This window comes from Spirillospora sp. CA-142024 (assembly GCF_050942325.1).
In the GTDB taxonomy this organism is placed as follows: domain Bacteria; phylum Actinomycetota; class Actinomycetes; order Streptosporangiales; family Streptosporangiaceae; genus Spirillospora.
In genome coordinates this window covers 8,359,534-8,382,295 of record NZ_CP192077.1, presented here as the reverse complement: position 1 = coordinate 8,382,295, position 22,762 = coordinate 8,359,534, and the positions used below count along the sequence as shown (strand labels likewise).

22 protein-coding genes and 2 tRNA genes are annotated in these 22,762 nt (G+C 66.7%); 15 read left to right on the top strand and 9 right to left on the bottom strand.

Annotated features, from left to right (window positions below; translation table 11 throughout):
• Positions 1–297 precede the first annotated feature (297 nt).
• The gene (locus ACQPZP_RS39595; RefSeq protein ID WP_433479751.1) at positions 298–2,910 is read left to right on the top strand and encodes an N-6 DNA methylase; all 2,613 of its coding nucleotides are present in this window, start codon (positions 298–300) and stop codon (positions 2,908–2,910) included.
• A gap of 14 nt (positions 2,911–2,924) precedes the next feature.
• Positions 2,925–3,917, top strand: coding sequence for a ComEC/Rec2 family competence protein (locus ACQPZP_RS39590; RefSeq protein ID WP_433474749.1), 993 nt, complete (start codon positions 2,925–2,927; stop codon positions 3,915–3,917).
• A 224-nt stretch (positions 3,918–4,141) separates the two neighbouring features.
• On the opposite strand, the gene ACQPZP_RS39585 is transcribed toward ACQPZP_RS39590, so the two are convergent.
• From ACQPZP_RS39585 to ACQPZP_RS39570, 4 genes are all read right to left on the bottom strand, one after another.
• A complete protein-coding gene (locus ACQPZP_RS39585; protein ID WP_433474748.1) occupies positions 4,142–4,444 on the bottom strand; it encodes a hypothetical protein in 303 nt (100 codons plus the stop codon).
• Between the two features lie 420 nt (positions 4,445–4,864).
• On the bottom strand, positions 4,865–6,199 hold the full coding sequence (locus ACQPZP_RS39580) for a phospholipase D-like domain-containing protein (RefSeq protein WP_433474747.1): 1,335 nt from the start codon (positions 6,197–6,199) through the stop codon (positions 4,865–4,867).
• Between the two features lie 112 nt (positions 6,200–6,311).
• Positions 6,312–7,622, bottom strand: a complete 1,311-nt coding sequence (locus ACQPZP_RS39575) for a tyrosine-type recombinase/integrase (RefSeq protein WP_433474746.1) — start codon at positions 7,620–7,622, stop codon at positions 6,312–6,314.
• Between the two features lie 183 nt (positions 7,623–7,805).
• Positions 7,806–8,405, bottom strand: coding sequence for a hypothetical protein (locus tag ACQPZP_RS39570; protein WP_433474745.1), 600 nt, complete (start codon positions 8,403–8,405; stop codon positions 7,806–7,808).
• Positions 8,406–8,959: 554 nt separating this feature from the next.
• Here ACQPZP_RS39570 and ACQPZP_RS39565 point away from each other — a divergent pair.
• Entirely contained in the window at positions 8,960–9,757 is a 798-nt protein-coding gene (locus ACQPZP_RS39565) for a GNAT family N-acetyltransferase (RefSeq protein WP_433474744.1), read from the top strand.
• A 443-nt stretch (positions 9,758–10,200) separates the two neighbouring features.
• Here the strand turns inward: ACQPZP_RS39565 and ACQPZP_RS39560 are convergent, their stop codons facing one another.
• From ACQPZP_RS39560 to ACQPZP_RS39550, 3 genes are all read right to left on the bottom strand, one after another.
• Positions 10,201–10,707 (bottom strand): hypothetical protein, encoded by a 507-nt coding sequence (locus tag ACQPZP_RS39560; protein ID WP_433474743.1) that lies wholly within the window; start codon positions 10,705–10,707, stop codon positions 10,201–10,203.
• A gap of 66 nt (positions 10,708–10,773) precedes the next feature.
• Entirely contained in the window at positions 10,774–11,613 is an 840-nt protein-coding gene (locus ACQPZP_RS39555) for an alpha/beta fold hydrolase (protein WP_433474742.1), read from the bottom strand.
• 46 nt (positions 11,614–11,659) lie between these two features.
• Positions 11,660–12,259 carry a cadmium resistance transporter gene (locus tag ACQPZP_RS39550; protein ID WP_433474741.1) on the bottom strand — a complete coding sequence of 200 codons (600 nt, stop codon included), beginning with the start codon at positions 12,257–12,259 and terminating at the stop codon, positions 11,660–11,662.
• Between the two features lie 71 nt (positions 12,260–12,330).
• Between ACQPZP_RS39550 and ACQPZP_RS39545 the strand changes: the two genes are divergently transcribed.
• Both ACQPZP_RS39545 and ACQPZP_RS39540 read left to right on the top strand, forming a co-directional pair.
• Positions 12,331–13,062: a MerR family transcriptional regulator gene (locus tag ACQPZP_RS39545; protein ID WP_433474740.1), complete on the top strand. Its 732-nt coding sequence runs from the start codon at positions 12,331–12,333 to the stop codon at positions 13,060–13,062.
• Positions 13,056–13,721, top strand: coding sequence for a hypothetical protein (locus tag ACQPZP_RS39540; RefSeq protein WP_433474739.1), 666 nt, complete (start codon positions 13,056–13,058; stop codon positions 13,719–13,721). The genes ACQPZP_RS39545 and ACQPZP_RS39540 overlap by 7 nt, the downstream gene beginning before the upstream one ends.
• On the opposite strand, the gene ACQPZP_RS39535 is transcribed toward ACQPZP_RS39540, so the two are convergent.
• Positions 13,690–15,075, bottom strand: coding sequence for an MFS transporter (locus tag ACQPZP_RS39535; RefSeq protein WP_433474738.1), 1,386 nt, complete (start codon positions 15,073–15,075; stop codon positions 13,690–13,692). The two genes, ACQPZP_RS39540 and ACQPZP_RS39535, sit on opposite strands and share 32 nt — an antisense overlap.
• Before the next feature lie 145 nt (positions 15,076–15,220).
• Between ACQPZP_RS39535 and ACQPZP_RS39530 the strand changes: the two genes are divergently transcribed.
• On the top strand, positions 15,221–15,748 hold the full coding sequence (locus ACQPZP_RS39530) for a TerD family protein (RefSeq protein ID WP_433474737.1): 528 nt from the start codon (positions 15,221–15,223) through the stop codon (positions 15,746–15,748).
• 96 nt (positions 15,749–15,844) lie between these two features.
• Complete coding sequence (locus ACQPZP_RS39525) at positions 15,845–16,567, top strand: protein phosphatase 2C domain-containing protein (RefSeq protein WP_433474736.1); 723 nt, start codon at positions 15,845–15,847, stop codon at positions 16,565–16,567.
• Here ACQPZP_RS39525 and ACQPZP_RS39520 read toward each other — a convergent pair.
• Positions 16,564–17,595 (bottom strand): hypothetical protein, encoded by a 1,032-nt coding sequence (locus ACQPZP_RS39520; protein WP_433474735.1) that lies wholly within the window; start codon positions 17,593–17,595, stop codon positions 16,564–16,566. The two genes, ACQPZP_RS39525 and ACQPZP_RS39520, sit on opposite strands and share 4 nt — an antisense overlap.
• A gap of 80 nt (positions 17,596–17,675) precedes the next feature.
• Here ACQPZP_RS39520 and ACQPZP_RS39515 point away from each other — a divergent pair, with 80 nt between their 5' ends.
• The 8 genes from ACQPZP_RS39515 (at position 17,676) to ACQPZP_RS39480 (ending at position 22,663) form a co-directional block, all read left to right on the top strand.
• Complete coding sequence (locus tag ACQPZP_RS39515) at positions 17,676–18,803, top strand: acyl-CoA dehydrogenase family protein (protein WP_433464776.1); 1,128 nt, start codon at positions 17,676–17,678, stop codon at positions 18,801–18,803.
• Between the two features lie 80 nt (positions 18,804–18,883).
• Positions 18,884–18,956: transfer RNA gene (locus tag ACQPZP_RS39510), tRNA-Thr, on the top strand.
• A gap of 271 nt (positions 18,957–19,227) precedes the next feature.
• Positions 19,228–19,301: transfer RNA gene (locus ACQPZP_RS39505), tRNA-Met, on the top strand.
• A 120-nt stretch (positions 19,302–19,421) separates the two neighbouring features.
• On the top strand, positions 19,422–19,586 hold the full coding sequence (gene rpmG, locus ACQPZP_RS39500) for a 50S ribosomal protein L33 (protein WP_026404241.1): 165 nt from the start codon (positions 19,422–19,424) through the stop codon (positions 19,584–19,586).
• A 232-nt stretch (positions 19,587–19,818) separates the two neighbouring features.
• Positions 19,819–20,256 carry a MaoC family dehydratase N-terminal domain-containing protein gene (locus ACQPZP_RS39495; protein ID WP_433474734.1) on the top strand — a complete coding sequence of 146 codons (438 nt, stop codon included), beginning with the start codon at positions 19,819–19,821 and terminating at the stop codon, positions 20,254–20,256.
• Positions 20,256–20,681, top strand: a complete 426-nt coding sequence (locus tag ACQPZP_RS39490) for a MaoC/PaaZ C-terminal domain-containing protein (RefSeq protein WP_433474733.1) — start codon at positions 20,256–20,258, stop codon at positions 20,679–20,681. Before ACQPZP_RS39495 ends, ACQPZP_RS39490 begins: the two co-directional genes overlap by 1 nt.
• A 92-nt stretch (positions 20,682–20,773) precedes the next feature.
• Positions 20,774–21,841, top strand: coding sequence for a UDP-N-acetylmuramate dehydrogenase (locus ACQPZP_RS39485; RefSeq protein ID WP_433474732.1), 1,068 nt, complete (start codon positions 20,774–20,776; stop codon positions 21,839–21,841).
• 240 nt (positions 21,842–22,081) lie between these two features.
• Positions 22,082–22,663, top strand: coding sequence for a TMEM165/GDT1 family protein (locus ACQPZP_RS39480; RefSeq protein WP_433479750.1), 582 nt, complete (start codon positions 22,082–22,084; stop codon positions 22,661–22,663).
• Positions 22,664–22,762: the final 99 nt, after the last annotated feature.

Below are 22,762 nucleotides of genomic sequence, written 5' to 3'. Positions count from 1 at the left end.
CCCGGCCCATGGCACCAGCCCTCATCCATGCGGCACAGCCTTCCGAGCACACCACCGACCAGTGCGGCGAGCGACAAGGCCGCGAACAACATGGTGATTCGGTCCGACCACCGCAACGCGCCATTGCGCGATGGGCAACCAACGAGCCAAGACGCCCTCGTCGGCGCGTCGCAACCGCACTTGGAGCGTGGTCTCTGTAAGTTCAAGGGCTGCCATAAGAGGTCATCAGGGACAGAAACAAGCTCCTAGGGCTAGTCAGGCACCCGAGAGTTGAGGGATGGTGATGGTGTGGCGACCATGACCCGGCAACAGCGCAGGGCCACTCTACGAGAGACCCTGGAGCGTTGTGGGTACAGCAGCGCCCTCCTGTCAGAAAACTTTCGGGTCTGGTCGCCAGAACTTGGTGTATCGCCAGCTGACATCGTTGCATTTACACGTGCTGATCAGCAGGATATGTCAACCGCAGCCATCGTTGCCGAAATTGTGGAAAGCATAGATGAGATACACCAACGTACCCTCCCAAACGCAGTAGCTCTCGCCGCTCCCGTCGCACTAGTAGCGCTCCCAGACACCTTGAGCTTGTGGGCAGTTTCAGATGACACTGATGCATCCCATGAACTAGTGGCAGCACCAATTGGCGATACAAGTTCCATTATTGCCAGGCTTGGCGCCCTCGACCCTGAATCCGTTCGTAAGATCAAGGAAAGCGGAGCACAAACGACTCTCTTTCCGCTTGACATATCCCTGCTGAGCAACGTTCGTAATCGATCACGTCGCCTCCTTGCAGACATCGTAGAGAACGTTGTCGTTAGAGTAAGTGACGCCGTCGACCCCTCACGTGAGGTGCTCTCTCCTCGACTGGTGATCGGCGCACTCGCTGCGCTCATGCTGCGTGACAAGGACATCGTTTCGCCTAATCTCCAGGGCGGTGCACTGATTGACGTGGCGGCCGCTCGCTTCTCTGGTTACTTTGACTGGCTCAGCGAGCTGAGCACAGAGGAGCAAGAGATATTCGATGAAATTGTTCGCGACCTGAGTTACCGGGTCAACTTCTCAGCTCTTGAGCCCGCCCTAGTTAGCGATGTCTATGAGCAGGTCCTGACGACTAAAGCGACGCGACGAGAACAAGGAACTTTCTACACGCCACCTGCCCTCGCGCGGCAAATCCTTAGGGCAATCCCGGTCGAGCATCTTCCGGACGGCGAGCGACATGTGTTGGATCCTGCTTGCGGATCAGGAACGTTGCTTCTTGCCGCAGCGGCACGCTTGAGGGAACTCCAGCCAATCAATCTGGATTCCGGCTCGGTCCATCACTACTTAGTGAACCATCTTCGTGGATACGACCGAGACCATTTTGCGACTGAGATTACAAAGCTGTCGCTGCTCATGACGGCGCTACCTATAGGTAATAGCTGGCAGGTACATACAGGAGACGTCCTAGACAAGCAATTGTCTAACGAGAACCGTCCGTCGATTATAGTAAGCAACCCACCTTGGAGCTATTCTAGAAAAAGAGGGCGGCGCCAAGAACGAGCCGATGACTTTATCTCGTGGATGCTGGACAACCTGAGGGAGGGGGGAATCCTCTCGTGTGTCCTACCCCTAAGTTGGCTGAATTCCGATACCAGCAAAGGTACCCGCGAACTCTTGCTGAGCCGTGCTTCGCTTATCGAGGTATGGCGCCTGCCGTCGGAGACTTTCGAGCAAACCTCTTCGGCCATCGCCCCGGCAGTAATAGTGGCCCAGAAGAAGACGGGCGCCCAGACCAACAGGACGTTCTCACTGGTGAAGAACGTGAAGGGTAGACATGCGAGCGTCAACCGCTTCTTGCGCGGCGGTCAGCCTGACCAAGCCTACCTTGTTCAACTAGGTCCAACTGGGGAAGGCATACTTGCTGGACCCGTTTCACGTTACCTAAGTAAACGTTCCGACCTTATTCGATTCGATAGCGTTGCGATCATTAGGAACGGCAGGCCGCAGAAGCCAGGAAGGCCAGAACGTTCCGCCGACGAAACGCCTATTCGCGAGTTGAGTTCGCATAGGGCCCTTCCTGGTTTCGGAGAGGCCGATCCCGACGATCTTCTTCCGGTGATGTTCCCTGAAGACTTCGACAAGACGAGTGCCGGTTCAATCAAACACGTCTTAAGCAAGAAGGTGCTGGTAACGGCGAAGCGGTGGATCAGTGATGATCCTTGGCGAGTGAAGGTTGGATACGACCTACGCGGTATCGCAGTCCGGGAAAGCTTTCATATTATCGTTCCAAACGACGCCTGGCACGGCTGGGGCGGACTCTCGGAGGAGCAGCGACTTTATGCAAGCATGGCTGTGCTCGGCTCTGGCATGTGCGCTTGTTGGATTGATGAGCATAACCCTGGACGCAACATACGAACCGACGTAGTCAAGTCTCTGCCTTTCCCAAACACGCAGGGGGCCGTAGCGGCGCTAGCCCGGGCGGGCGCGCTAATGATCGAGGCTGCGCGGAAAAAGGATCTCGGCGCGCTCACGGCAGCTGGAAGGCACCTAGAGAAAACAGTCGCTGAGGTGTACGAACTACCTGAGGTCGTACTTCAGAGCATCGCCGAAAACCTTGCCGGCCACGAAGCGCCGGAAGGAATAGTGCGCTACCCAGAAAAGCGTAACGTCGATGAGCTCGAAGCTTTCGACGAAGAAGATGTTCCCAGCTACGGGCAAGTGCTTGAAGTGGATGAAGAGCGCGGACTGCGGATATGGGTCTCAGGTGTCACACCTGAGAGTGGTTGTTGGGTCGGTATACCCCACAGCATTTCGGGTTGGTTTTGCCAACCCGAGATAGATTTCTACGTGAGCGGAAGCCTGGAAGATCTAACGTCGGCTGAGTACCGACTACATTTCTTTGATTGGGTTTCCGACCTAGGGCAAGCAACAGCTTAGACGTAGGTGGTGGGATGGCTGGAGCGGTTCTTCCCCCAAGAGCCGGGAATGCTATCGCGGAGGCCTGGTTCGTTGACATCGGACAGGGTGACTGCACGCTGATAGTCGATAATGCGAGTAGCCGAGCATTACTCGTTGATTGCCATACAAAAGACGTTAATATGGTGATCAAATTCATTCGCGCCAATCGGATATCTGTTGACACTGCGATTGTGACGCATTGGGATCGAGATCATTACGGCGGCGTGGCCCGGATAGCAGAAACGCTGCCACTCCGTAGGGTCTTTTATAACCACGACACTCTATTCCCTACGGATGGAAGTTCTGTCGGCGTAAGGAGTACCCTAAAACTCTTTCTCGGGTTAGAGCGATTCGGAACCCAATTGAGTGAAGCTAAAGAGGGGGCAGCTGAAAATATCGGTAGTGTTAGCTGGAAGCTATTAGCGCCGAGCCATAGCGAGGTCACGCGAGCTGTGGTGGCCGGTAACCGAAACATCGCTAGTGCCGTGGTACAGATTAGCGTTGGCGCCGCTAATATTCTCGTTGGTGGTGACGCTGTCGCCGACACGTGGCGACGCCTACTTTCTAATGGCCTAGTGCATGCAGATATCCTAAGATGGTCGCACCATGGAGCCGATTTAGCCGGCGACCAAAATGGACAGGTTCGAGACCATCTACTTGCGCAGATCGAGCCGGATACCGTGATCATATCGGCCGGGTCAACCAATAGGTACGGACATCCGTCGAAGGCGGTAGTAAAAGCGGCTTCAATCAAGGCACGTGTTATGTGTACGCAAGTCACGCCAGCGTGCTTCGGACACCTCAGTCAGAACGGTAATGTGTCTCCCGAAGGTCGCCAAGCGGTTGCACGTCTAGCATCTGCCGCTTGCGCTGGGACGGTGCATGTAACCATCACGGAAAATGGCGTACTGGTTGAACCCGACCACGAGGTCCTAAGTCGTCGAATCCGGCAATGGCCTCAGCCAATGTGTAACGGCGAGCATTGAAAAGCAACACGTGAGCGCTGGCCTGGTGCACCCGGTCTGATAGACAGCATAATAATGCCTTTAGCGCAATACCGGCCGGGTGCCAAGGATGTCACTAGGTGGCGATAACCTCGGCCCGGATCGGTTTGATTCCAAGGCGACAGCGCGGGCTCGATCTACATCATTCGCTCTCTTTGTGAAGTCGCAGCCCAGGACGATGATCTGATGTCGGGCCTTAGTTGTTTCTAGCTGTCCCTGATGCCGCCTTCCATCTCATGGTGATCTCTCTCAAGTGCGGCACCAGCAGGCTGGTTGAGCCTCTTTTCGGTTTCGGACTTTATTTCGATTAGGTTCGACAGTAAGAACTGTTCCTGCTTTGACAAATTGCCACCCAACTTGATTTGGTCCAGCAAGGCGTCAATGTTCTTAGATAGAACGTCCATGCAGATATTGGCCGCCTCTTCGAATCCTTCGGTAAATATTTCGCCGGTACGATCATTGGCGACTTTTCTTGCTACGTCTAGTAGAAAATCGCTTACATGTGCCATGTTGTCTCCCCGTGCTCGTTGTGGCCGATGCTGTGTCACTCAACGCTACCGTTGGCTGTACGCGGAAGCCGGGTGTCTCAGCGAGGTCCCTCGCCGCGTATGAGGGTCCAGGACGCTAAGGCCTGCAGACTTCAGCGGAGACGACGTTAGGGGGGCGGTGCCCAATGCGTGCCGAGAATCGGGGGAGCAGGACAGTCGGAGCAGGTCAGGGGAGTTTGGCGGTGGGACTGTAAATCCGTCGGCTTAGCCTACGCAGGTTCGAACCCTGCACCCGCCACCATCACGCAGAACGGCCCCTGACCAGCTAGAACGCTGTCAGGGGCCGTTCTCGTTGTTTCCCGGTAGCTCCCCACTCCTACCGGCCATTGCCGGGTGTTCACGGAACAGTCACGGAACACGGCCGGGGCGTCCGAGCGCCCTCTAGTCGACGTCCTCGACCGCGTTGTCGCCCGGACCCGTGTGAGGAGGCACCTTCGGCTTCCACTGCGAGCAGTAGGTGTGGAGCGAGTCGAAACGCCCGGTGTAGGCCGCGTACAGCGTGGCGTTCCGCACGCGGAGGATGTTCTCGTCCTGCTGGCGCAGTGCCTGGACGGTGAGGTTGTGGCTGCCCACGTACAGGCCGGACGACGTGCCCTTACTGATCTGCATGAACTTCTCGTGCATCCACGAGATGTTGTTCACCGGCCCGCAGTACCTGACGCCGCCCTCGATGTAGGAGCTGTACGCGAGCTTGTTGACCGCCGCGTAGATCAGCTCCGCCCCACCGTCCTCATAGGCGATGTCCCCGGTGAGCACTCGGACCGTACAGCCGCGCTTCCCAGCATCGATGAGCGCGTTGGCCACCGCCATCCGGACGACCCTGACGTTCGCCACGTTGATGACGTCGTCGCTGGCACTGCGCGAGCACCTCGCCGCCTTCACGTCCGCCACGACCGGATCGTTGGACGCACTCGTGCGCGCTTTCCCGGCGGCCTCCCTCCGAGGGAACGTGTAGACCTGATACTTCCCGCCGGACGGCTTGTACACGTGACTCGATCCGTAGTTGTCGAGCCGCCCCGACCTGTTCGCGAGACGGTACATGTCGTCCAAATATCTGCTGTAGAACCTGTACAGCCCGGCGTCCCGCACCGTGATGGCACTTTCGTACGAGGTCCACTCGTGCAGATTGGCGGACGCCACGTAAACGACGTTCCGCGCGACGCCTCCCCCCTTCTTCGCGACCTTGTCGATCGTCATGAACTTGTTGTGCATGCGCGAGTAGTTGTCGCCGACCTTCCGGTTGGCGGCGCATCCGCGAGTGGATATGTAGCGCCCGCTCTGCTTCGGGAACCCGCCGGCGCCGTCCGTGACCCGCTGCCCGCACGTCCGCACCGCATCGGGCGAGTCGGCGAACGCCGCCGTCAGCTCCTGGTACTGCGGCATGCCGATCTCGCTGCCGTTGATGACGACCCTGACCTTGACGCCCCGCCCCTTCGCCCTGCTGAGAGAGGTCACGATCTTGCTCTGGCTGAAGTAGTACAGCGGGAGCCGGATCGTCGCCCCGCTCGGCGCGGCGTCGATGAGGTCCTTGGCGTGATCGGAGATCACCGTGTTGTCGTCCTCGGTGAACTTCACATAGTCGTCCACCTGATCGAGAGCGATGGGAATCGCCTCATTCGGCGGATCGGCGTGCACCGGACCGGCCGGGAGCGCGGCACTCGCGAAAGCGAGCGCACTGAGAGCGACGGGCACCTTGAGGGGGAGCTTGCTGGACATCTTCAGCCTTCCGGTGGGGATCTGAGCCTCGCTGTTGGATGCCTTCTGACCGATGTCACATCCGCTGTCTTGCCAATGAGGCTAAGAACCCTCCGAACCCTCAACCAGGGCCCTAGGGCCCTAGGACCGCACAGCGGGGACCCCAACCCGAACACCTCACGCCCAAACACCAGCGCTGCCACTGAGCCATCTGGCACAGGACGGCCAGAACGCCCCCGCGCAGCTCACCGGTGTCGATGACCTCGCCGGTCCCCTCCGGTCGTCCTGGCGGGCATCGCACTCCTAGCCAGTCGCCGTCCTTGAGAGCGTCCTCGATACGGCCGTTCCACATGTGCTCGTGGCCGTCGATGCACCCGGCGTAGACCCGTAGCAGCACGTCGACGCCGTGCCCAGCGCGGCGGGCGACCTCGGGCGCCGGGACGCCGGCGTTCAGGGCGAGCGTGACGCCGCTATGGCGGAGGTCGTAGGGCCGCCCGGCCAAGGGAGAGGCCACCTGTGTGGGCGTGAGCGCCATGCCGCGGGCGAGCTGCCAGACGCGCCCGTACACGCTCTCTGAGAGCGGCCCACCACGCCCACCAGAGAACAGCCGACCGTCCGGCGCCGTCCCATGCTCGGCCAGGTGACGACGCAGCAGCCGGACGAGTTCCGGCGGGATCGGCACGGGCCGAGCGATCTTCTTCGCCCGGTGCTTCAACTGCCGTTCCTCGTGACTCGTCCCGGTGTCCGTCCACTCCGACCCGACACGGGGCGAGTTGCCGCTGAGCAAGAGCTGCCTCCATCCCTCCTCGGGCAGGTCGATGCAGTCACCCTTACGCAGGACTTTGGCCTCACCGGGCCGCATGTAGGCGTAGTACAGGCAGCCGTAGAACGCTGTGATTTCGGGCCGCTTGTCCTCGATCGCCGCCAGGAGTGCCCGAACCTGGCGAGGCCGGGCCACGACGTTGCGGTTGACCTCCTCGGCGATGGCCGGAGCTTTCCAGGCCACGCGGTCGATGGGGTTCGCCGGCAAGATGTCGAGTTCTACGGCGTAGTTGAGCGCGCCGTAGAAGATCGCTCGCTTCCTGGCGACGGTCTTCGCCGCGGCGGGCGTGCCGTCCATCTTGAGTGCGATGGTGTCGAGTGCCGAGCGGATGAGTTGGGACCGCTGCTCTTTCTCGTTGAGCGTGACGACTCGCAACGAGTTGTCCTGTAGCCACTTGAGATCTACGAACCGGCATGCGAGGTCGTACCACGTGACGGAGAGTTGGGCGCGGACCATGGACTCGGGGAGTCCCGTGTCCGTGTCGAAGCCCTCTCCCTTCCTCGCTGCCTGCATGAGCTTGGACCGGTAGTTATCGGCCAGCGCCCGTTCGGTGAACCACTTCGAGGATTCCTTGCCGGCCACCGTCCAGCGGACGCCGTGACCGCGCTTGCGGTTCTTCATGGCGCTATTGGGATCTTGAGGGCTACCTGGGGCTGACCTGCAAACACGTCACCGAGCTTGTGATCGGCACCGACCAGCGTCGGATGATCATCGCCCTGCTGCGTGCCGCCGAGGAAGAGCGGCGCCAAGGTTCAGGGTGAGGAGGGCGTCAACCGCAGTACGGCAGGCGGAGGTTCGGCCCTGTCAGCCGGTGTAGAGATCGGGTGGGCAACTGTCGCCGATGGGAGAGCCGACACGGACTTTGACCGGGTCGAAGGACACTGACCGTTCCCTTTTGCCCTCTTGGCCTTCTTGGCGGACAACTATTGTGTTCGCGTCAGCGAAGCGCACCGAGTCAAGCCGGTGGTCGCCGCTGTCAGACAAGCAGCCAAGATACTCTCGCTTGCTGAAGAAACCTTCAGTCGTTTGCAAGTACAGGCCATCCGGTTGATCGGTCAAGTTAGCTGATCGGCGGTCGGCATAGTACAGAACGATGGCGAACCGGCCATCGGCGGAAACGGTCGCAACCCTCTGCTCATTCGAGTAATCCACGAGCATCGTGGTAAGGCCGCCCCAGGCGATGCCCGCGAGGGCCGCCAGCGCCATGCAACTGGCACAGAACGCCAGCGACCAGCGTCTGACGCCACTCCATGCAATCGCCAGCCGCACGCTCGCGACGCTAAGCAGGCAGAACCCGGCGAACGCCAGCAAACACCAGAGCCAGAGCCAGTCGCCGAGGCCGATGAAGCGGAAGGGGTTGATCACCGCTGGCACTGCGGTGATCGTCAGCAGGCCGCCGATCACGAGCAGACAGTAGCTCCACCTCATCCCGGTATGATCGCGCATTCTGCGACAACATTTGGCAAGCGACGATGACACGCTGACCGTGCCCGCTCCGGGCGCTGCCTCTCGGGTGCAGCTGTCGAACACAGCCGGTTTTCCTACGGATGAGTCCTCCGGCTCGCGGGGCCTGGGGCGAGCCGGTCGCGGCCGACCGGCCGCTCTACTGGGGAAAGCTTCGTCGCCACGGCATGAATCTCCAGGTCATCACCGCCCAGGACGGAACCCTGCCCTTGGCGAACTGGCTACATCGCCAAGCCCATCCACACTCTGCAACTCCGTGAGAACTCACGGGTTCGATGAGCGGGAGCGGGGCGCTGCGGCCCGCAACGACCATGATGACGGGAGTGTGGCGGCGGGCCCTGTTCGGCGCGAGATCATGTGCGGGTGACGGATGCCATGACCGAGCCGATGCCGCTTCTAGTGTCGACTGGCACTGGACAAAACGATCTTCTGATCCGCGGCCGGCGGCCGAGTTCGGAATCTGTCCCTTCCCCCGCGTCCTGCAAGGGGCGGCAGTGGCGCTGACCTCCGGCTGGTCTCTGGCAAGTGACCCAGCCGAGTTCGTCGCGGGGGAGGAGTTCCTGCTCGCACGGGCGGCGACCAACCTCCCCGTGCTGATCGCCCTTTCGGCCCACCGGGACTCCGGCGGCGGGCGGACGCCGCCACTGTTCGGCTGGTGGACGGGCCCTGAGGGAACGGTCGGCGGCGCGTTCGTCCGGCCGTCCTTCGGCCCGCTCCTTCTCGGCGACATGCCATTGGAGGCCGCCGCCGCGCTACCCGGGTGCCTGGACGGCGCGCCTCACGCGTGGGAAGGCCGCAGCGACCTCGCCGAGGCGTTCGCGTCGGCTTGTCCCGGAAGGCCGGTAGGCCACAGAGCGCGGCTGCATCGGCTGGAGACGCTCCGGACGTGTTCGACGCCGGACGGCTTCGCGCGGCCCGCGACGCCGACGGACCACGACCTGCTGGACCGCTGGTACGAGGCCGTCACCCGGGGCCACGGCACGCCCGGCGCCGTCGCCGGCCGCCTCGCCTCCGGCGACCTGAACCTCTGGGAGACCGGTGGCCGCGTGGTGGCGGTCGCCGGGCACGGGCCCCGGATCGGCTCGGCGGTGCGCCTCGACCCGATCTACACCACCCACGAGCACCGGGGGCACGGCTACGCGACCGCCTTGGTGGCCGCCGTCACCCGCTCGCTGCTGACCGCCGGTGTGACCGAGGTCGTGCACGTCACGACCCCGGCGAACCCGGCCACCTACCAACGTCTCGGCTACCGGCCCGTCGCCGACTACCTGACGTTCTCCCGCATCGCCTGAACCCAGGCCTGGACGGAGGCGGTGAGCGTCTCCATCGGTCGGCATCCGGCCCCGCCGTGGCGGCCGGCGCTATGGGGAACGTGCTGTTCATCGTCCACGGCCAAGGATGTCTCCGGCCACCTCCAGAACGGTGACCTGAGGCGGCAGCGCGGGCTTGCTCCCGCGGCAGGTCGGCATGCTCGGCACGGACCCGCCGTAGGTGCCGTCCCATCCAAGATCGTGAGAGGAGGCGGCCCGATCGATGAGGTTGTCGGGGAGAGAGGCCGCAGGCGGCGCGCCATCGGTGTTCCCCTCGTGACGAACTATCGCGGGATCTTGAACGATTGGGCCGATGGCGTCCCGCCGACTCCGGCCGCCCTCAAAAGGGTCCCTCCATGGAGGTGGGGAACAAGTGGCTTGCGCGGTTCATCGGAGGCGTGTTCGCCGCAGTCGGGCTGACGGCTCTACGGCTCCAGCTGCTGGTTCGGGGCGAGTGCAGTGTGGGGGATCAGCTGCTCGGAGGCGTGGTGGATGAACTGGTCGAGCGCGGCCTGATAGTGGTCCCCCTGAGCATCTCGTTCGCTTCGGGACTCGGCCTTTCGGACCTGTTCGGCGGAGCTTCGAACCTGCTGTGCGGCAGCGATCAGCGATTGGTCGCCGGAGAGTAGCCGGATCTGGGTGATGGCCCGGTCGACGGCGGCTTGCAGTCGGTCGGCTTCGGCGCGCGCGTCCTGGAAGTCCTGCCCTTCCGGGCTCTCCTTCTTGCGATACCAATGAGTGAAGGCGGAACGGTGGTAGTCGGCGGCGGCGGTGACGAATTCCGTGTAGGCCGATAGGCGTTCCTGGCGTAGGCGCTGAAGTATTTCTCTTGTTTCGGCTCGGCGGCTTTGCCTGACCTGGAACAGGTAGGTCAGGGCTGAGCCGAGGAGGGTTCCGGCAACCGCGATGAGGCTGGCGAAGGAGGCGTTCACCCCGTCAGTGGATCAGAGCACGCAAAGCTTGGGAAGCCGGATGCCGTGGCGTGGAAACGTCCGAGGTCAGGTCGTGTTGTGCAGGAAGGTGAGCAGGGCGGAGGTGAGTTCGGCGGGACGGTCCTCGGGGAGCAGGTGGCCCGCGGCGTCGATGACGCGTAGGTCGGCGCCGGGGACGAGGGCGGCGAGTTCGCGGCCGCGTTCGACCGGGACCCAGGTGTCGTCGGCGCCCCAGCACACCAGGACGGGCAGGTCGATGGCCGCGTAACCGTCCTGTATGCGGTCGGTGTAGTACTGGTCGTCGCGGCGCTGGGTGAGCTGGCGGTAGAAGGCGGCCTGCCCGTCCGCGCCGAGCCATGGGGCGGTCAGGGCGTCCAGCACGTCGGCGCGCAGGCCGGGGGAGCTGGCCGTGGCGACGTACTCGCGGAGCAGGGCTCTGTGGAGCGGCCCCGGAAGTTGCCGGAACACCTCGGCGTGTTCACCGACCAGTGCGAAGAACTCGCTGCCCCAGGGTGACAGCGACACCGCGTCGACGAGGGCCAGGCGCCGGTACGGGACGCCGCGGTCCACGTGCGCGCCGAGCGCGACGGCGCCGCCGGAGTCGTGCGCGACGACATCCGGACGCGTCAGACCCCAGAACTCGATCAGTTCGGCGAAGACTCCGGCCAGCGCGTCCAGCGACAGATCCTGGCCCTCGGACATGGCCGACGCGCCGTAACCGGGCATGTCGAACACGTACACCAGACGGCTGATGGCCAGGGCGCGCGCGATGTCGCGCCAGATGAACGAGGAGAACGGCGTGCCGTGCAGAAGGACGAGGGGTTCGGCGTCCGGATCGCCCAGCCGCTCCCATCGGACCTCTCCCGCTGGGCTGTCGAAGCTGTTGCCAAGCGTCCAGTCGCTCACCGATGCCTCCCATGCCGACCCTACGACGGCGGCGTGGCGTCCGGCTTCAGAGGAGCTTGGACGGGAGGTCCGACTCGATGACGATCAGGCCGCCGATCGCGATGAAGACGGCGGGGACGAGCCACCTGCCGTACTGACCGACGAAGTCGATGATCTTCTTGTGGGAGCCGAGCCAGGAGGCCGCCAGGCACCACAGGGCGACGCCGGCGGCGAACACCGCGGTCGTGATGAGCGTGGGGCCGGTGCCGACGGTGCGGAACACCGGTGTGTAGACGGAGATGTTGTCCGCGCCGTTGGCGATCGTCACGCCGGCGATGGAGAACAGGCCCGAGGCCACGGCCGGTGAGGCGTCACGGCCGGAGTCCCGGACCGCCGAGACCAGGCCCCGGACGCCCAGGGCGAACGGGACGAGCCCGAGCATGCCGATCCAGTCGTCCGGGACGATCGTCAATCCGAGCGCGGCGACCACCGATATGAGGACCAGGGCCGCGATGCCGGCGTACTGGCCTGCCCAGATCTGCCACGTCTTCGGGGCTCCGGTCGCCCGCCCGGACAGGAAAAGGACCGTCAGGACGATGAGGTCGTCCACGTTCGTCCCAGCGAACATTCCGCATGCGGTTGCGACCGTGCCCGTGATTCCGTCCACCGGCGCGAACTTATCGGATGCCTCGGCGGCGTGGTTGACCTTGACGTTGCGTCAACGTTTGTAATGAGGGCATGCGGATCGGGGAGTTGGCCGCGCTGGTCGGAGTGTCGACCAGGACCGTGCGGCATTACCACCATCTCGGGCTGTTGCCGGAGCCGGAGCGGCGAGCGAACGGCTACAGGGAGTATCGGCTGCGGGACGCCGTCGTCCTCGCACGCGTGCGCAGACTCGTGGAGTTGGGCCTCTCACTGGACGAGATCCAGGACGTCCTCGCCGATGAGCGCGGGCGGGAACTGCGTGAGGTCTTGCGGGAACTGGACGCTGATCTGGCCAGGCAGCAGGACGCCATAGCGGCGCGGCGAGCGCGTTTGGCCGCACTGCTGGCGGACGAGGAACTGCAGGCCGATTCGGCCGTGTCGCCGCAGATGGCCGAGGTCCTGCGGGGACTGCCGAGCGGATCGCGGTTCGGGGAATTCGACCGGGAACTGCTGGCGCTGGTCGACACCGCGGTCGGAGAAGGCGAGCGGGCGCGGTTCGCCGAGATGCTGCGTCCCTTCACCGAGCCGGAGGCACGCGAGCGGATCGCCGGCATCTACGCGCGGCTGGACGCGATCGCGGACGCGGAGAGAGACGATCCGCGCATCGTCGGGATCGCGCGGGAACTCGCCGAACAGATACCGGATGAAATGGCTGCGCTGATGGTCGGGAACGACATGGACGCAAGGTGGCTGGATGCGATGTCCGCCGCGCAAGGCGAGGTCTTCCGGCAGGTCCTGGGGATTCTGCGGGAGCGGGCATGCTGAGGCTCGCGCGGCGGGCCGGGGACGGGTGGCGGGCGTCGTTTCGCGGCGTGGGTCTGCTCGTGCCCGACCGGGTGCGCAGGATCGTGGCGTTCGACCTGAAGGGAATGGTCAGCCTCGCGTTGTTCGTCACGCGGCGCAGGCATGGGGTGCCGCCGGGCGCGGTCGGAGTGCCCTATGCGGGAGCGCAACTCTTCCTGCAATTGGGATTCCTCTTCGCGATGGTCGTGGAGGTCGTGGTGGTGGAGTTGCTGTTGCGGGCCGTCGACGCACCGGAAGGGCTGCGCACGGTCTTCCTGGCGGTCGATCTGTATTCGATCCTGATCGTGCTGGCGGTCGTCGCGGCATGCGTCACCCGGCCGCACGTGCTGTCGGACGAGGAACTGCGCATCCGCTACGGAGCGTTCTTCGATCTGCGGATTCCGCGTGCACGGATCTCCTCGCTGCGGGTCGACCGGAACTTCAACGAGAGCGGCATGGTCAAGGTGCGGGACGAGCGGCTCTCGGTGGCGGTGGCCGCGCAGACGAACGTGGTCGTGGAGCTGCGGGAGCCGATGGAGATCGTCCGGCCGCTCGGCGGGCGGGCCGTGGTCCGGACGATCCGGTTCTTCGCCGACGAGCCCGGGGCCGTCACCCTGAACGCCGTCCCGTCCGGCGGATGAACAGGCACGCGACTCCGGCGGCGGCGGTGACGGCGGCCGTCATCAGCCAGGCGGCGTCGTAGTCGCCGTCCCGTCCGAGGACGGCGATCAGTGCGGCGACGCCGATGACCGTGCCGACCTGCCGCGCCATGGTGACGACCGCGGACCCGGTGGAGAAGTTCGCCGGCGGCAGCGCCGTCACGGCCGCGCCGATCAGCGTGGGCAGCGTCAGTCCGACCCCGACGCCGGTCAGCAGCATGCCGGGCAGCATCCCGGCCGCGTAGCCGTCCGCCATCCGCCACGCCCACCAGCCGATGCCGGCGGCGAACACCGCGCAGCCGGCCGCCGCGAGCGGGCCCGCGCCGGCGCGGCGGGCGAGCGGCGCGCCGCCGACCGCCAGCGCGGGCACCATGAGCGGGCCGGGCGTGATGGCGAGGCCGGTGCGCAGCGCGGACCATTCCCAGACGTCCTGGCACCAGAGCACGCAGGACAGCAGCATCGCGGCGAACGCCACCGCGAACAGCACGTTGGCGAGGGACGCGGGGCTGAACGCGGGGACGCGGAACAGCCCCAGCGGCAGGACGGGCGACGGGTGCCGCGCCGAGCGCAGCAGGAACCAGGCGACGAGGACGGCGGCGGCGAGAAGTGCGCCGGTGACCTCGATTCCGCTCCAGCTCTCGGTCTTGACGACACCGAGCGCGAGGACGGCTATCCCCGCCGTGAGTAGGGCCGCACCGAACAGGTCGGGCCGCCCGGCACGGCGGCGCGCCGCCGTGCCGGGCAGCAGCCTGCGGCCCGCGATCAGGGCGGCGGCGCCGGCGGGCGCGTTGACGAGGAAGATCCACCGCCAGTCGAGCTGGGTGAGCAGCCCGCCGGCGACGGGGCCGAGGGCGGCGGCGAGGCCGCTGATGGCGGTCCAGCCGCGCACCGCGGACACCCGTCGCTCGGGCGGCGCGGCGGCCAGCAGCAGGCCGAGCGAGGACGGGATGAGCATCGCCCCGCCCGCCGCCTGCACCACCCGGGCTCCGACGAGCCACCACACGCCCGGCGCGAGCGCGCAGCCGACGGAGGCGAGCGTGAACACGGCGATGCCGAGCAGGTAGGCGCGCTTCGCCCCGGCACGGTCGGCCAGGCCCCCGGCGGGCACCAGCAGCGCGGCGAAGATCACGGCGTAGGCGTTGAGGATCCACGACAGCGATGCCAGCGACGCACCGGCGAAATGGCCGCCGATCTGGGGCAGCGCCACGTTGACGATGAACACGTCGAGGTTGGACATCGCCACCCCGGCCGCGACGATCGCGAAGACGGCCCCGAAGCGCGCGGCCGCCCCCTGCCCGGGCGTCTGCTCCGCCGCCCGCGTTCCCGAACTGCCCACGGCCCCTCCCAGGACTCGGCTCAGTGGCACGGGACGCTAGCAACATAGAGTTGGAAAATACAACCCACCAGCTCACGAAGCGATGTGCGAGTCGGCCGTCCGCCCGGCAGGCAGCCCGAAACCTCGGCGTGGTAGGACAAAACGCATGTCGCCGACGGTGCTGCCCAGGGGTGCGGCCATCGACCTGCCCGCGGCCGAGAGATGGACGGTCGCCGCCTGCTGGAACCGGCACGCGCAGTGCGAAGTGGACGTGGTGGCGTTCGCCCTGCGTGAGAACGGCCGCGTCTCCCGCGACGAGGACTTCGTCTTCTACGGCGCGGCCGAGACGCCCGACGGGACGGTGCGCCTGGCGGCGCGCGGCCCCGCCGAGCAGGCGATCGTCATCGACCTGACCGCGCTTCCCGAGGCCGTCCGCACGGTGACGATCGCGGCGGCGATCGACGGGACCGTGACGTTCGGCGACCTCGGGCCCGTCCGGCTTTCCGCCGGACCCGGCGACGGAGGACCGGCGCACGCGCAGGCGACCCTCGACACCGGGACCACGGAGCGGACGATGCTGGTCGCCGAGGTCTACCGCCGCGGCCCGCGATGGCGGCTGCGCGTCGTCGGCCAGGGCTACGACTTCGGACTGGCCGGGCTGGCGCGCGGATTCGGCGTTGATGTCGAGGAATAGGCGGATTTGCTCCGGCACGGCGGGTGCGGGTTTTGGTCTAGCGGTCCCGCGCGGGACGGCCGACGGGGTAGACCTGCATCCGTGCAGGTGAGTTATGTGAGCGAGGCGACGCCTGGGCGGCCGAACGAGGACTTCGTGGCGGCCGGGCCCGGGTGGGTCGTGCTGCTGGACGGAGCGACGGCGCCCCAAGGAGTCGACAGCGGGTGCCGGCACGATCCGGCGTGGCTGGTGCGCAGGCTCGGCGGGCGGATCGCGGCGCTGCTGGCGCTTGAGGACGGCAAGCCGCTGCCCGATCTGGTCGCCGAGGCGATCAAGGTGACGGGGGAGGCGCACACCGGGACGTGCGATCTGCGGAATCCGGACAGCCCGTCCGCGACCGTGTCACTGCTGCGGCGCCGCGACGAGGTCGTGGAGTGGTTCGTCCTCGCCGACTCCCCGATCGTGGTGGACGTCGGCGAGGTCAGGGTCTTCCGGGACGACCGGGTCGATCACCTGCCGAGCTACACCCTGGAGGGCGTCCGGGCGTCGCGGAACAGCCCCGGCGGATTCTGGGTGGCCAGCACGAAACCGGAGGCCGCGTACGAGGGGCTGACCGGTGAGGTGCCGGTCGCGGGGCTGCGCCGGGCGGCGGTGCTGAGCGACGGCGCGTCCAGGCTCGTGGAGCGGTTCGGGCGCATGGGCTGGGACGACCTGCTCCGCCTCCTGGACGAGGAGGGCCCGCGGGAACTCGTCAGGAGGACCAGAGCCGCGGAGGCGTCGGCGACCAAGGCGAGAGGGAAGCAGTACGACGACGCCACCGCGGTCTTCGTGCGCTTCTAGCCCTTCGGAGCCGTGATGTGCGGCCACCATTCGCCGAGGTCCTCGGGCAGGTGCATTCCCTCGACGCGCATCGTGGCGGGCATCATCGGGAAGCGCCGCCCGGCCGGGAACGTCCGCTTGTAGGACGGCGGGTCGAGCACGACGACGCGGGTGCCGTTCACCACCGGGATGTCGGCGGGGACGCCCTCGTTCCAGATCATCTCGCCGTGCGCGTCCACGAGGTTCCACGGGCTGGAGATGATCGGCCGCCCGTCCGGGACGTCGGCGTTCAGGAAGCAGGCGATGATCTCCGGGGCGGGACGGTCGCCGGTCAGCCCGCCGGGACGCCCGATCAGCGCGCCCGCGAGCAGGACGTGCAGCTGGAAGTTGTCGCCGATCCCGCCGATCGTGACCGTCCAGCCCTTGCGGCTCGCGCGGTCGAGGACGAGGAGGCGCTCGCCGTCCAGGACGCGCAGCAGCGCCTGGTAGTGGTTCATCTGCCCGAGGTGCTCGCCGGCCTTCCCGGCGGTGAAGGCGAGGAAGTCGCGCTCGGAGAGGCCCGCCCGCACCGACGGCGCCGTCTGCAGGACGGTGCACCCGGACAACGCGAACTGCGGCAGCGCGAACCACGACATCATCGCGGTCACGGTGCCGTCCCCCAGGTGCGGCTCGACGGTGTCGAAGACCTGCTGGGACGGCTGCTCCTCCTGCATGTCGGGCGGCGGCTTGCCGCCGGTCGCTGCCTCCCACGCGTTGCCGAACGCCAGGGCGGCCGCGGTGACGTCGGTGATGCGGTTGACGACGGCCGCGCCTACGGGGGCGGGGTCGGCGCCGTTCTCGATCCAGGCGCCGGTGACGATGGCGAGCCAGCCGCCGAGGTTCGGCGGCGCCTCGGCGACGCCTTCGGCGAGACGGGGCAGTGCGGCGTCCATCTCGGCGGGGGAGGCCGCCTGGGACGCCTGCATGAGCTGGGGCAGGAGGTCGCTGAAGGACTGGTCCTCGACCACCGCGGCCCGGACGATCTGGTCGACGAGTTGCTGAAGCGCCATGGTCGATCACCCTGGCACAACGGCCGGGACGGGAGGGAATCCGCCCCATCATTCTGGAATTTGGTTCTAGAATGAGCGCCATGGAGCCCCAGGATTTCGCCGACGTGCTCAAGGCCGTCCGCAGCTTCGTCCGCGAGCAGGTCGTCCCCCGCGAGGAGGAGATCGAGGAGACCGACGCGATCCCGGAGCCGCTGCGCCGCACGTCCCGGGACATGGGGCTCTTCGGGTACGCGCTGCCCGAGCAGTACGGCGGGCTCGGCCTGTCACTGGGCGAGGAGGTCCGCCTCGTCTTCGAGCTCGGCTACGCCAGCCCCGCGTTCCGCTCCATGTTCGGCACCAGCAACGGCATCGCCGGGCAGGTCCTGGTGAACTCCGGGACGGACGCGCAGAAGGACGCATGGCTGCCGAGGCTCGCGTCCGGCGAGGTCATCGGGGCGTTCGCGCTCACCGAGGCCGAGGCCGGCTCCGACCCCAGCACGCTGTCCACGACCGCGGCCCGCGACGGCGACGACTACGTCATCGACGGCGCCAAGCGGTTCATCACCAACGCCCCCGAGGCCGACGTCTTCATGGTCTTCGCCAGGACGGGCGGCGCCGGCTCCCGCGGCATTTCCACGTTCCTCGTCGAGAAGGGCACGGACGGCCTCAAGGTCGGGCCGTCCGACCAGAAGATGGGTCAGCGCGGCGCCCACACGGCCGAGGTCTTCTTCGACGGTGTGCGCGTCCCCGCGGACGCCATGGTCGGGACGGAGGGAACGGGTTTCCGCACCGCCATGGCGTCGCTCGCCCATGGACGCCTCAGCATCGCCGCCGTCTGCGTTGGCCTCGCCCAGAGGATCCTGGACGAGACCGTCGCCTACGCGAAAGAACGCAGCCAGGGCGGTAAGACGATCGGCGAATACCAGCTCGTCCAAGGGCTCATCGCCGACTCGCAGACGGAGGTGTACGCCGGACGCTCGATGGTCCTGGAAGCGGCCCGCGCCTACGACGCCGGTGAGGACACCAAGCAAGGCCCGTCCTGCGCGAAGTACTTCTGCTCCGAGATGGTCGGACGCGTCGCCGACCGCGCCGTCCAGGTCTACGGCGGCATGGGCTACATGCGCGGCGTCGCCGTCGAGCGCTTCTACCGCGACGTCCGGCTCTTCCGCATCTACGAGGGGACGAGCCAGATCCAGCAGCTCGTCATCGCCCGCAACCTGCTGCGCTGACCAGCGCGGACACCGGCGAGGGAATCCGGTTCGCAACACCCGCCCGGGCCGTGTATGGTTTCACTGCGCGAACGACGCAGGCCCCTTTAGCTCAGTCGGCAGAGCGTCTCCATGGTAAGGAGAAGGTCTACGGTTCGATTCCGTAAAGGGGCTCACGGCATTCCGGCCGCCATCCGGCACACTCGGACGGCGGCCTTCGTCGTTTCCGGGGCCGACCGCCCCGATTCGCTCCGTACCGGGGCCTGTGGTACCGTCCCACCGGTTCCAGCAGGACGTTTCGCAGCTCATCGGCGCACCCGGTAACCTGGGAGACGGTCCCGCGGAGCCCGCGAGACCGATTCCCCGAACCTCACCCGGGTTTTCGCGTTTCCAGGGCTCGGTGAGCATCCGGTATCCTTGCAATCCGGTCCACACCGACCACCACGGCGGGGTAGCTCAGTCAGGCAGAGCAAGCGGCTCATAATCGCTGTGTCGCCGGTTCAAGTCCGGCCCTCGCTACTACCCATGTCTCTCATCCCCGGTCCCGGGGGTGAGCAGGCCTGGGTCGAATCGCCGGCCGCCCACCAGGGCGGCCGAGGTCCGAAGATCCATGTCCCTTACCAAGAAAGGCACTCCATCGTGGCTGCCACCGACGTCCGGCCGAAGATCACGCTGGCCTGCCAGGAGTGCAAGCACCGCAACTACATCACGCGGAAGAACCGGCGCAACGACCCGGACCGCCTTGAGATCAAGAAGTACTGCCCCAACTGCCGGACCCACCGTCCGCACCGGGAGACCCGCTAACCACGGACCCGCCGTCCGCACGGCGAAACCCGATAGCGGCGCCCGCAGCATGGCGACTTCTTCGCACGCTTGCCCCGACCCGATCAGCCCGTCCTCGTCGATGAGACCCGCGAGGGCGGGCTGAACGTCGTTCTGTTACCGTCCGTCCGGAGAGACGAACCAGCGTGCCCGGGCGGGCACCCGGGCACCGTGCGGGCACCGGGGCCCCGTTCGGCCTGGAGGGACGGACTGCATGGCACTCAACCGTGATTTCATCGGGCGGAGCTTCCCGCCCAGCGACCCGTACGAGGTCACCCGGGGGAAGATCCGCGAGTTCGCGGACGCGATCGGCGACCGCAACCCGGTCTACCGCGACCAGGAGGCGGCCAAGGCGGCCGGGCACCCCGACGTCATCGCGCCGCCCACCTTCCCGATCGTCGTCTCCCTCGGCAACGCCGCCCTCGCCGACCCCGAGCTCGGGCTGAACTACGCGATGGTCGTCCACGGCGAGCAGCGGTTCGAGTACACCCGCCCCCTGCACGCCGGCGACGTCGTCACCTGCACCGCGACGATCACCGAGATCAAGTCGATCGGCAACAACGAGAAGATGTCGGTCGAGACCGACGTCAAGACGACCGAGGGCGAGCTGGTCTGCAAGTCCTACAACACGATCGTGGAGCGGGGGGCCTGATGACCGCCAAGGTGAAGTACGCCGACGTCGAGGTCGGCACCGAGATCCCCGCGCAGACGTACGCGATCGACCGCGCGAACCTCGTCATGTACGCCGGCGCGTCCGGCGACTTCAACCCGATCCACTGGCGCGAGTCCGTCGCCAAGGCCGTCGGCCTCCCGGACGTGATCGCGCACGGCATGTACACGATGGCGCAGGGCGGCCGGTTCGTCACCGACTGGGCCGGCGACCCGGGCGCCGTCGTGGACTACGGGGTACGGTTCTCCTCTCCGGTCGTCGTCCCCGACGAGGGCGGTGCGACGCTGGAGATCAGCGGCAAGGTGGAGGAGAAGCTCGACGACGGCAAGGTCGTCGTGGCGCTCACCGCCAGGTCCGACGGACAGAAGGTCCTCACGCGCGCGAAGGCGGTCGTCAGGCTCGCCTGAGCGGAGCGGAACGGCGCACCGGCCGGGGACGTCCCCGGCCGGGCACCGGACCGGGACGCCGGCGAGGGGCACGCACGGGAGGGGAAGACGACGTGGCGGTGTTCGACGAAGACGTGAACCTGGCCGGATACACCACGCTGCGGCTCGGCGGGCCCGCCCGCCGCTTCGTCGAGGCGACGACCGAGTCCGAGCTCGTCGCCGCGGTCCGCAAGGCCGACGACGACGGCGAACCCGTCCTCGTGCTCGGCGGCGGCAGCAACCTCGTGGTGTCCGACGACGGATTCCCCGGCACCGTCGTCCACGTCGGCACTCGCGGCACCGAACGCGTCGCCGCCGAAGGCGACCGCGTCCTCGTCCGCGTCCAGGCCGGTGAGGAGTGGGACCCGTTCGTCGCCCGCTGCGTCACCGACGGGCTCGCCGGCCTCGAATGCCTCTCCGGCATCCCCGGGCGCGTCGGCGCGACCCCGATCCAGAACGTCGGCGCCTACGGGCAGGACGTCAGCGAGACGGTCGTCGAGGTCCGCGCCTACGACCGCCAAGCCCGCGCCTGCGTCACACTCGACCGCGACGCCTGTCACTTCACCTACCGGCACAGCGTTTTCAAAGGCAGTGATCGGTACGTCGTCCTGGACGTGACCTACGCGCTTCACGAGGCCGAGGAGTCGCAGCCGGTCGCCTACGCCGAACTCGCGCGGAAGCTCGGCGTCCGGCCGGGCGACCGGGTCACGCTGAAAGAGGCGCGCGACGCCGTCCTCGAACTGCGGCGCGGCAAGGGCATGGTCCTGGACGCGGCCGACCCCGACACCCGCAGCGCGGGCTCGTTCTTCACCAACCCGATCCTCGGAGCCGCCCAGATCGCCGACCTCGAACGCCGCGTCGCCGAACGCCTCGGCCCGGACGCGGCGTTCCCCCGCTACCCGGAGATCGGCGACCGGGTCAAGACGTCCGCCGCCTGGCTCATCGACCGGGCCGGCTTCACCAAGGGCCACGCCCGGGGCCCGGCCCGCATCTCCACCAAGCACACCCTCGCCCTCACCAACCCGGGTGGCGGGAGCACCGCCGACCTGCTCGCGCTGGCCCGCGAGGTGCGCGGCGGCGTCCGGGACGCGTTCGGCGTGGAACTGGTCAACGAGCCGGTCCTCATCGGGGTGACCCTCTGAGCCCGATGTGACGCTTCGGACAACGGCCCGCTGAGCAGGGGTTGATAGTGTTGTGGCGTCGAGGGGGAGTAGTCCCAATCGCGTGATCGACATACTGGCGCCGCCGACGGCGCCCGGTCGCGCGGGCCCGGTCACCGACCGCGGCGGACGAGACCTTCGGCCTGGCAGTCATGCCGGGCCGAGGTCGCGTGCGTGAGAAGCCCCCGGCCCTTCGCCCGGCATCCGAGCGAGAGGGAACCGGTGTCCGCCTTCCTCATCAGCCTGGCCGTGATCTTCGTCGCCGAACTGGGCGACAAGAGCCAGCTCATGGCCATGACCTTCGCCACCCGCTTCCGCGCCCTCCCGGTGCTGATCGGCATCACGGCCGCGACCGCGCTCGTCCACCTGGCGAGCGTCGCCCTCGGCGCGGCGCTCGGCGCCGCGCTCCCGACCGGCCCGATCTCGATCATCGCCGGCATCGCCTTCCTCGGCTTCGCGTTGTGGACGCTGCGCGGCGACGAACTGGACGACGACGAACGCGACAAGGCCCGGCGCGCCACCGGCTCGGCGATCCTCGCCGTCGGCGGGGCGTTCTTCCTGGCCGAACTGGGCGACAAGACGATGCTCGCCACCGTCACCCTCGCCGCCGACCACGGCGGCCTCCTCGGGCTCACCGGCGTGTGGCTCGGCTCGACGGTCGGCATGGTCGCCGCCGACGCGCTCGCGATCGTCGTCGGCCAGGCGCTCGGCCGCAAACTCCCCGAGCGGGTCATCAAGTACGGCGCCGCGGCCGGTTTCGCCGCCTTCGGCGCCCTCCTCCTCGCCGAGGGCCTCACGGCCTGACCCGTGGTCCGAGCCTTGAAACGGGCCCGGGGCGGGAACCATGACCGCAGGGCCCTCGACGACCGCGGGGCTCGGCCGCGGCAGGGTCCGGACGGGAGT

Bases quoted from the DNA above. Each gene is read 5' to 3' on its own strand.
- ACQPZP_RS39595 (WP_433479751.1), top strand. From the start codon at position 298: ATGACCCGGCAACAGCGCAGGGCCACTCTACGAGAGACCCTGGAGCGT.
- ACQPZP_RS39590 (WP_433474749.1), top strand. From the start codon at position 2,925: ATGGCTGGAGCGGTTCTTCCCCCAAGAGCCGGGAATGCTATCGCGGAG.
- ACQPZP_RS39585 (WP_433474748.1), bottom strand. From the start codon at position 4,444: ATGGCACATGTAAGCGATTTTCTACTAGACGTAGCAAGAAAAGTCGCC.
- ACQPZP_RS39580 (WP_433474747.1), bottom strand. From the start codon at position 6,199: ATGTCCAGCAAGCTCCCCCTCAAGGTGCCCGTCGCTCTCAGTGCGCTC.
- ACQPZP_RS39575 (WP_433474746.1), bottom strand. From the start codon at position 7,622: ATGAAGAACCGCAAGCGCGGTCACGGCGTCCGCTGGACGGTGGCCGGC.
- ACQPZP_RS39545 (WP_433474740.1), top strand. From the start codon at position 12,331: ATGCGGATCGGGGAGTTGGCCGCGCTGGTCGGAGTGTCGACCAGGACC.
- ACQPZP_RS39540 (WP_433474739.1), top strand. From the start codon at position 13,056: ATGCTGAGGCTCGCGCGGCGGGCCGGGGACGGGTGGCGGGCGTCGTTT.
- ACQPZP_RS39530 (WP_433474737.1), top strand. From the start codon at position 15,221: ATGTCGCCGACGGTGCTGCCCAGGGGTGCGGCCATCGACCTGCCCGCG.
- ACQPZP_RS39520 (WP_433474735.1), bottom strand. From the start codon at position 17,595: ATGGCGCTTCAGCAACTCGTCGACCAGATCGTCCGGGCCGCGGTGGTC.
- ACQPZP_RS39515 (WP_433464776.1), top strand. From the start codon at position 17,676: ATGGAGCCCCAGGATTTCGCCGACGTGCTCAAGGCCGTCCGCAGCTTC.
- ACQPZP_RS39495 (WP_433474734.1), top strand. From the start codon at position 19,819: ATGGCACTCAACCGTGATTTCATCGGGCGGAGCTTCCCGCCCAGCGAC.
- ACQPZP_RS39490 (WP_433474733.1), top strand. From the start codon at position 20,256: ATGACCGCCAAGGTGAAGTACGCCGACGTCGAGGTCGGCACCGAGATC.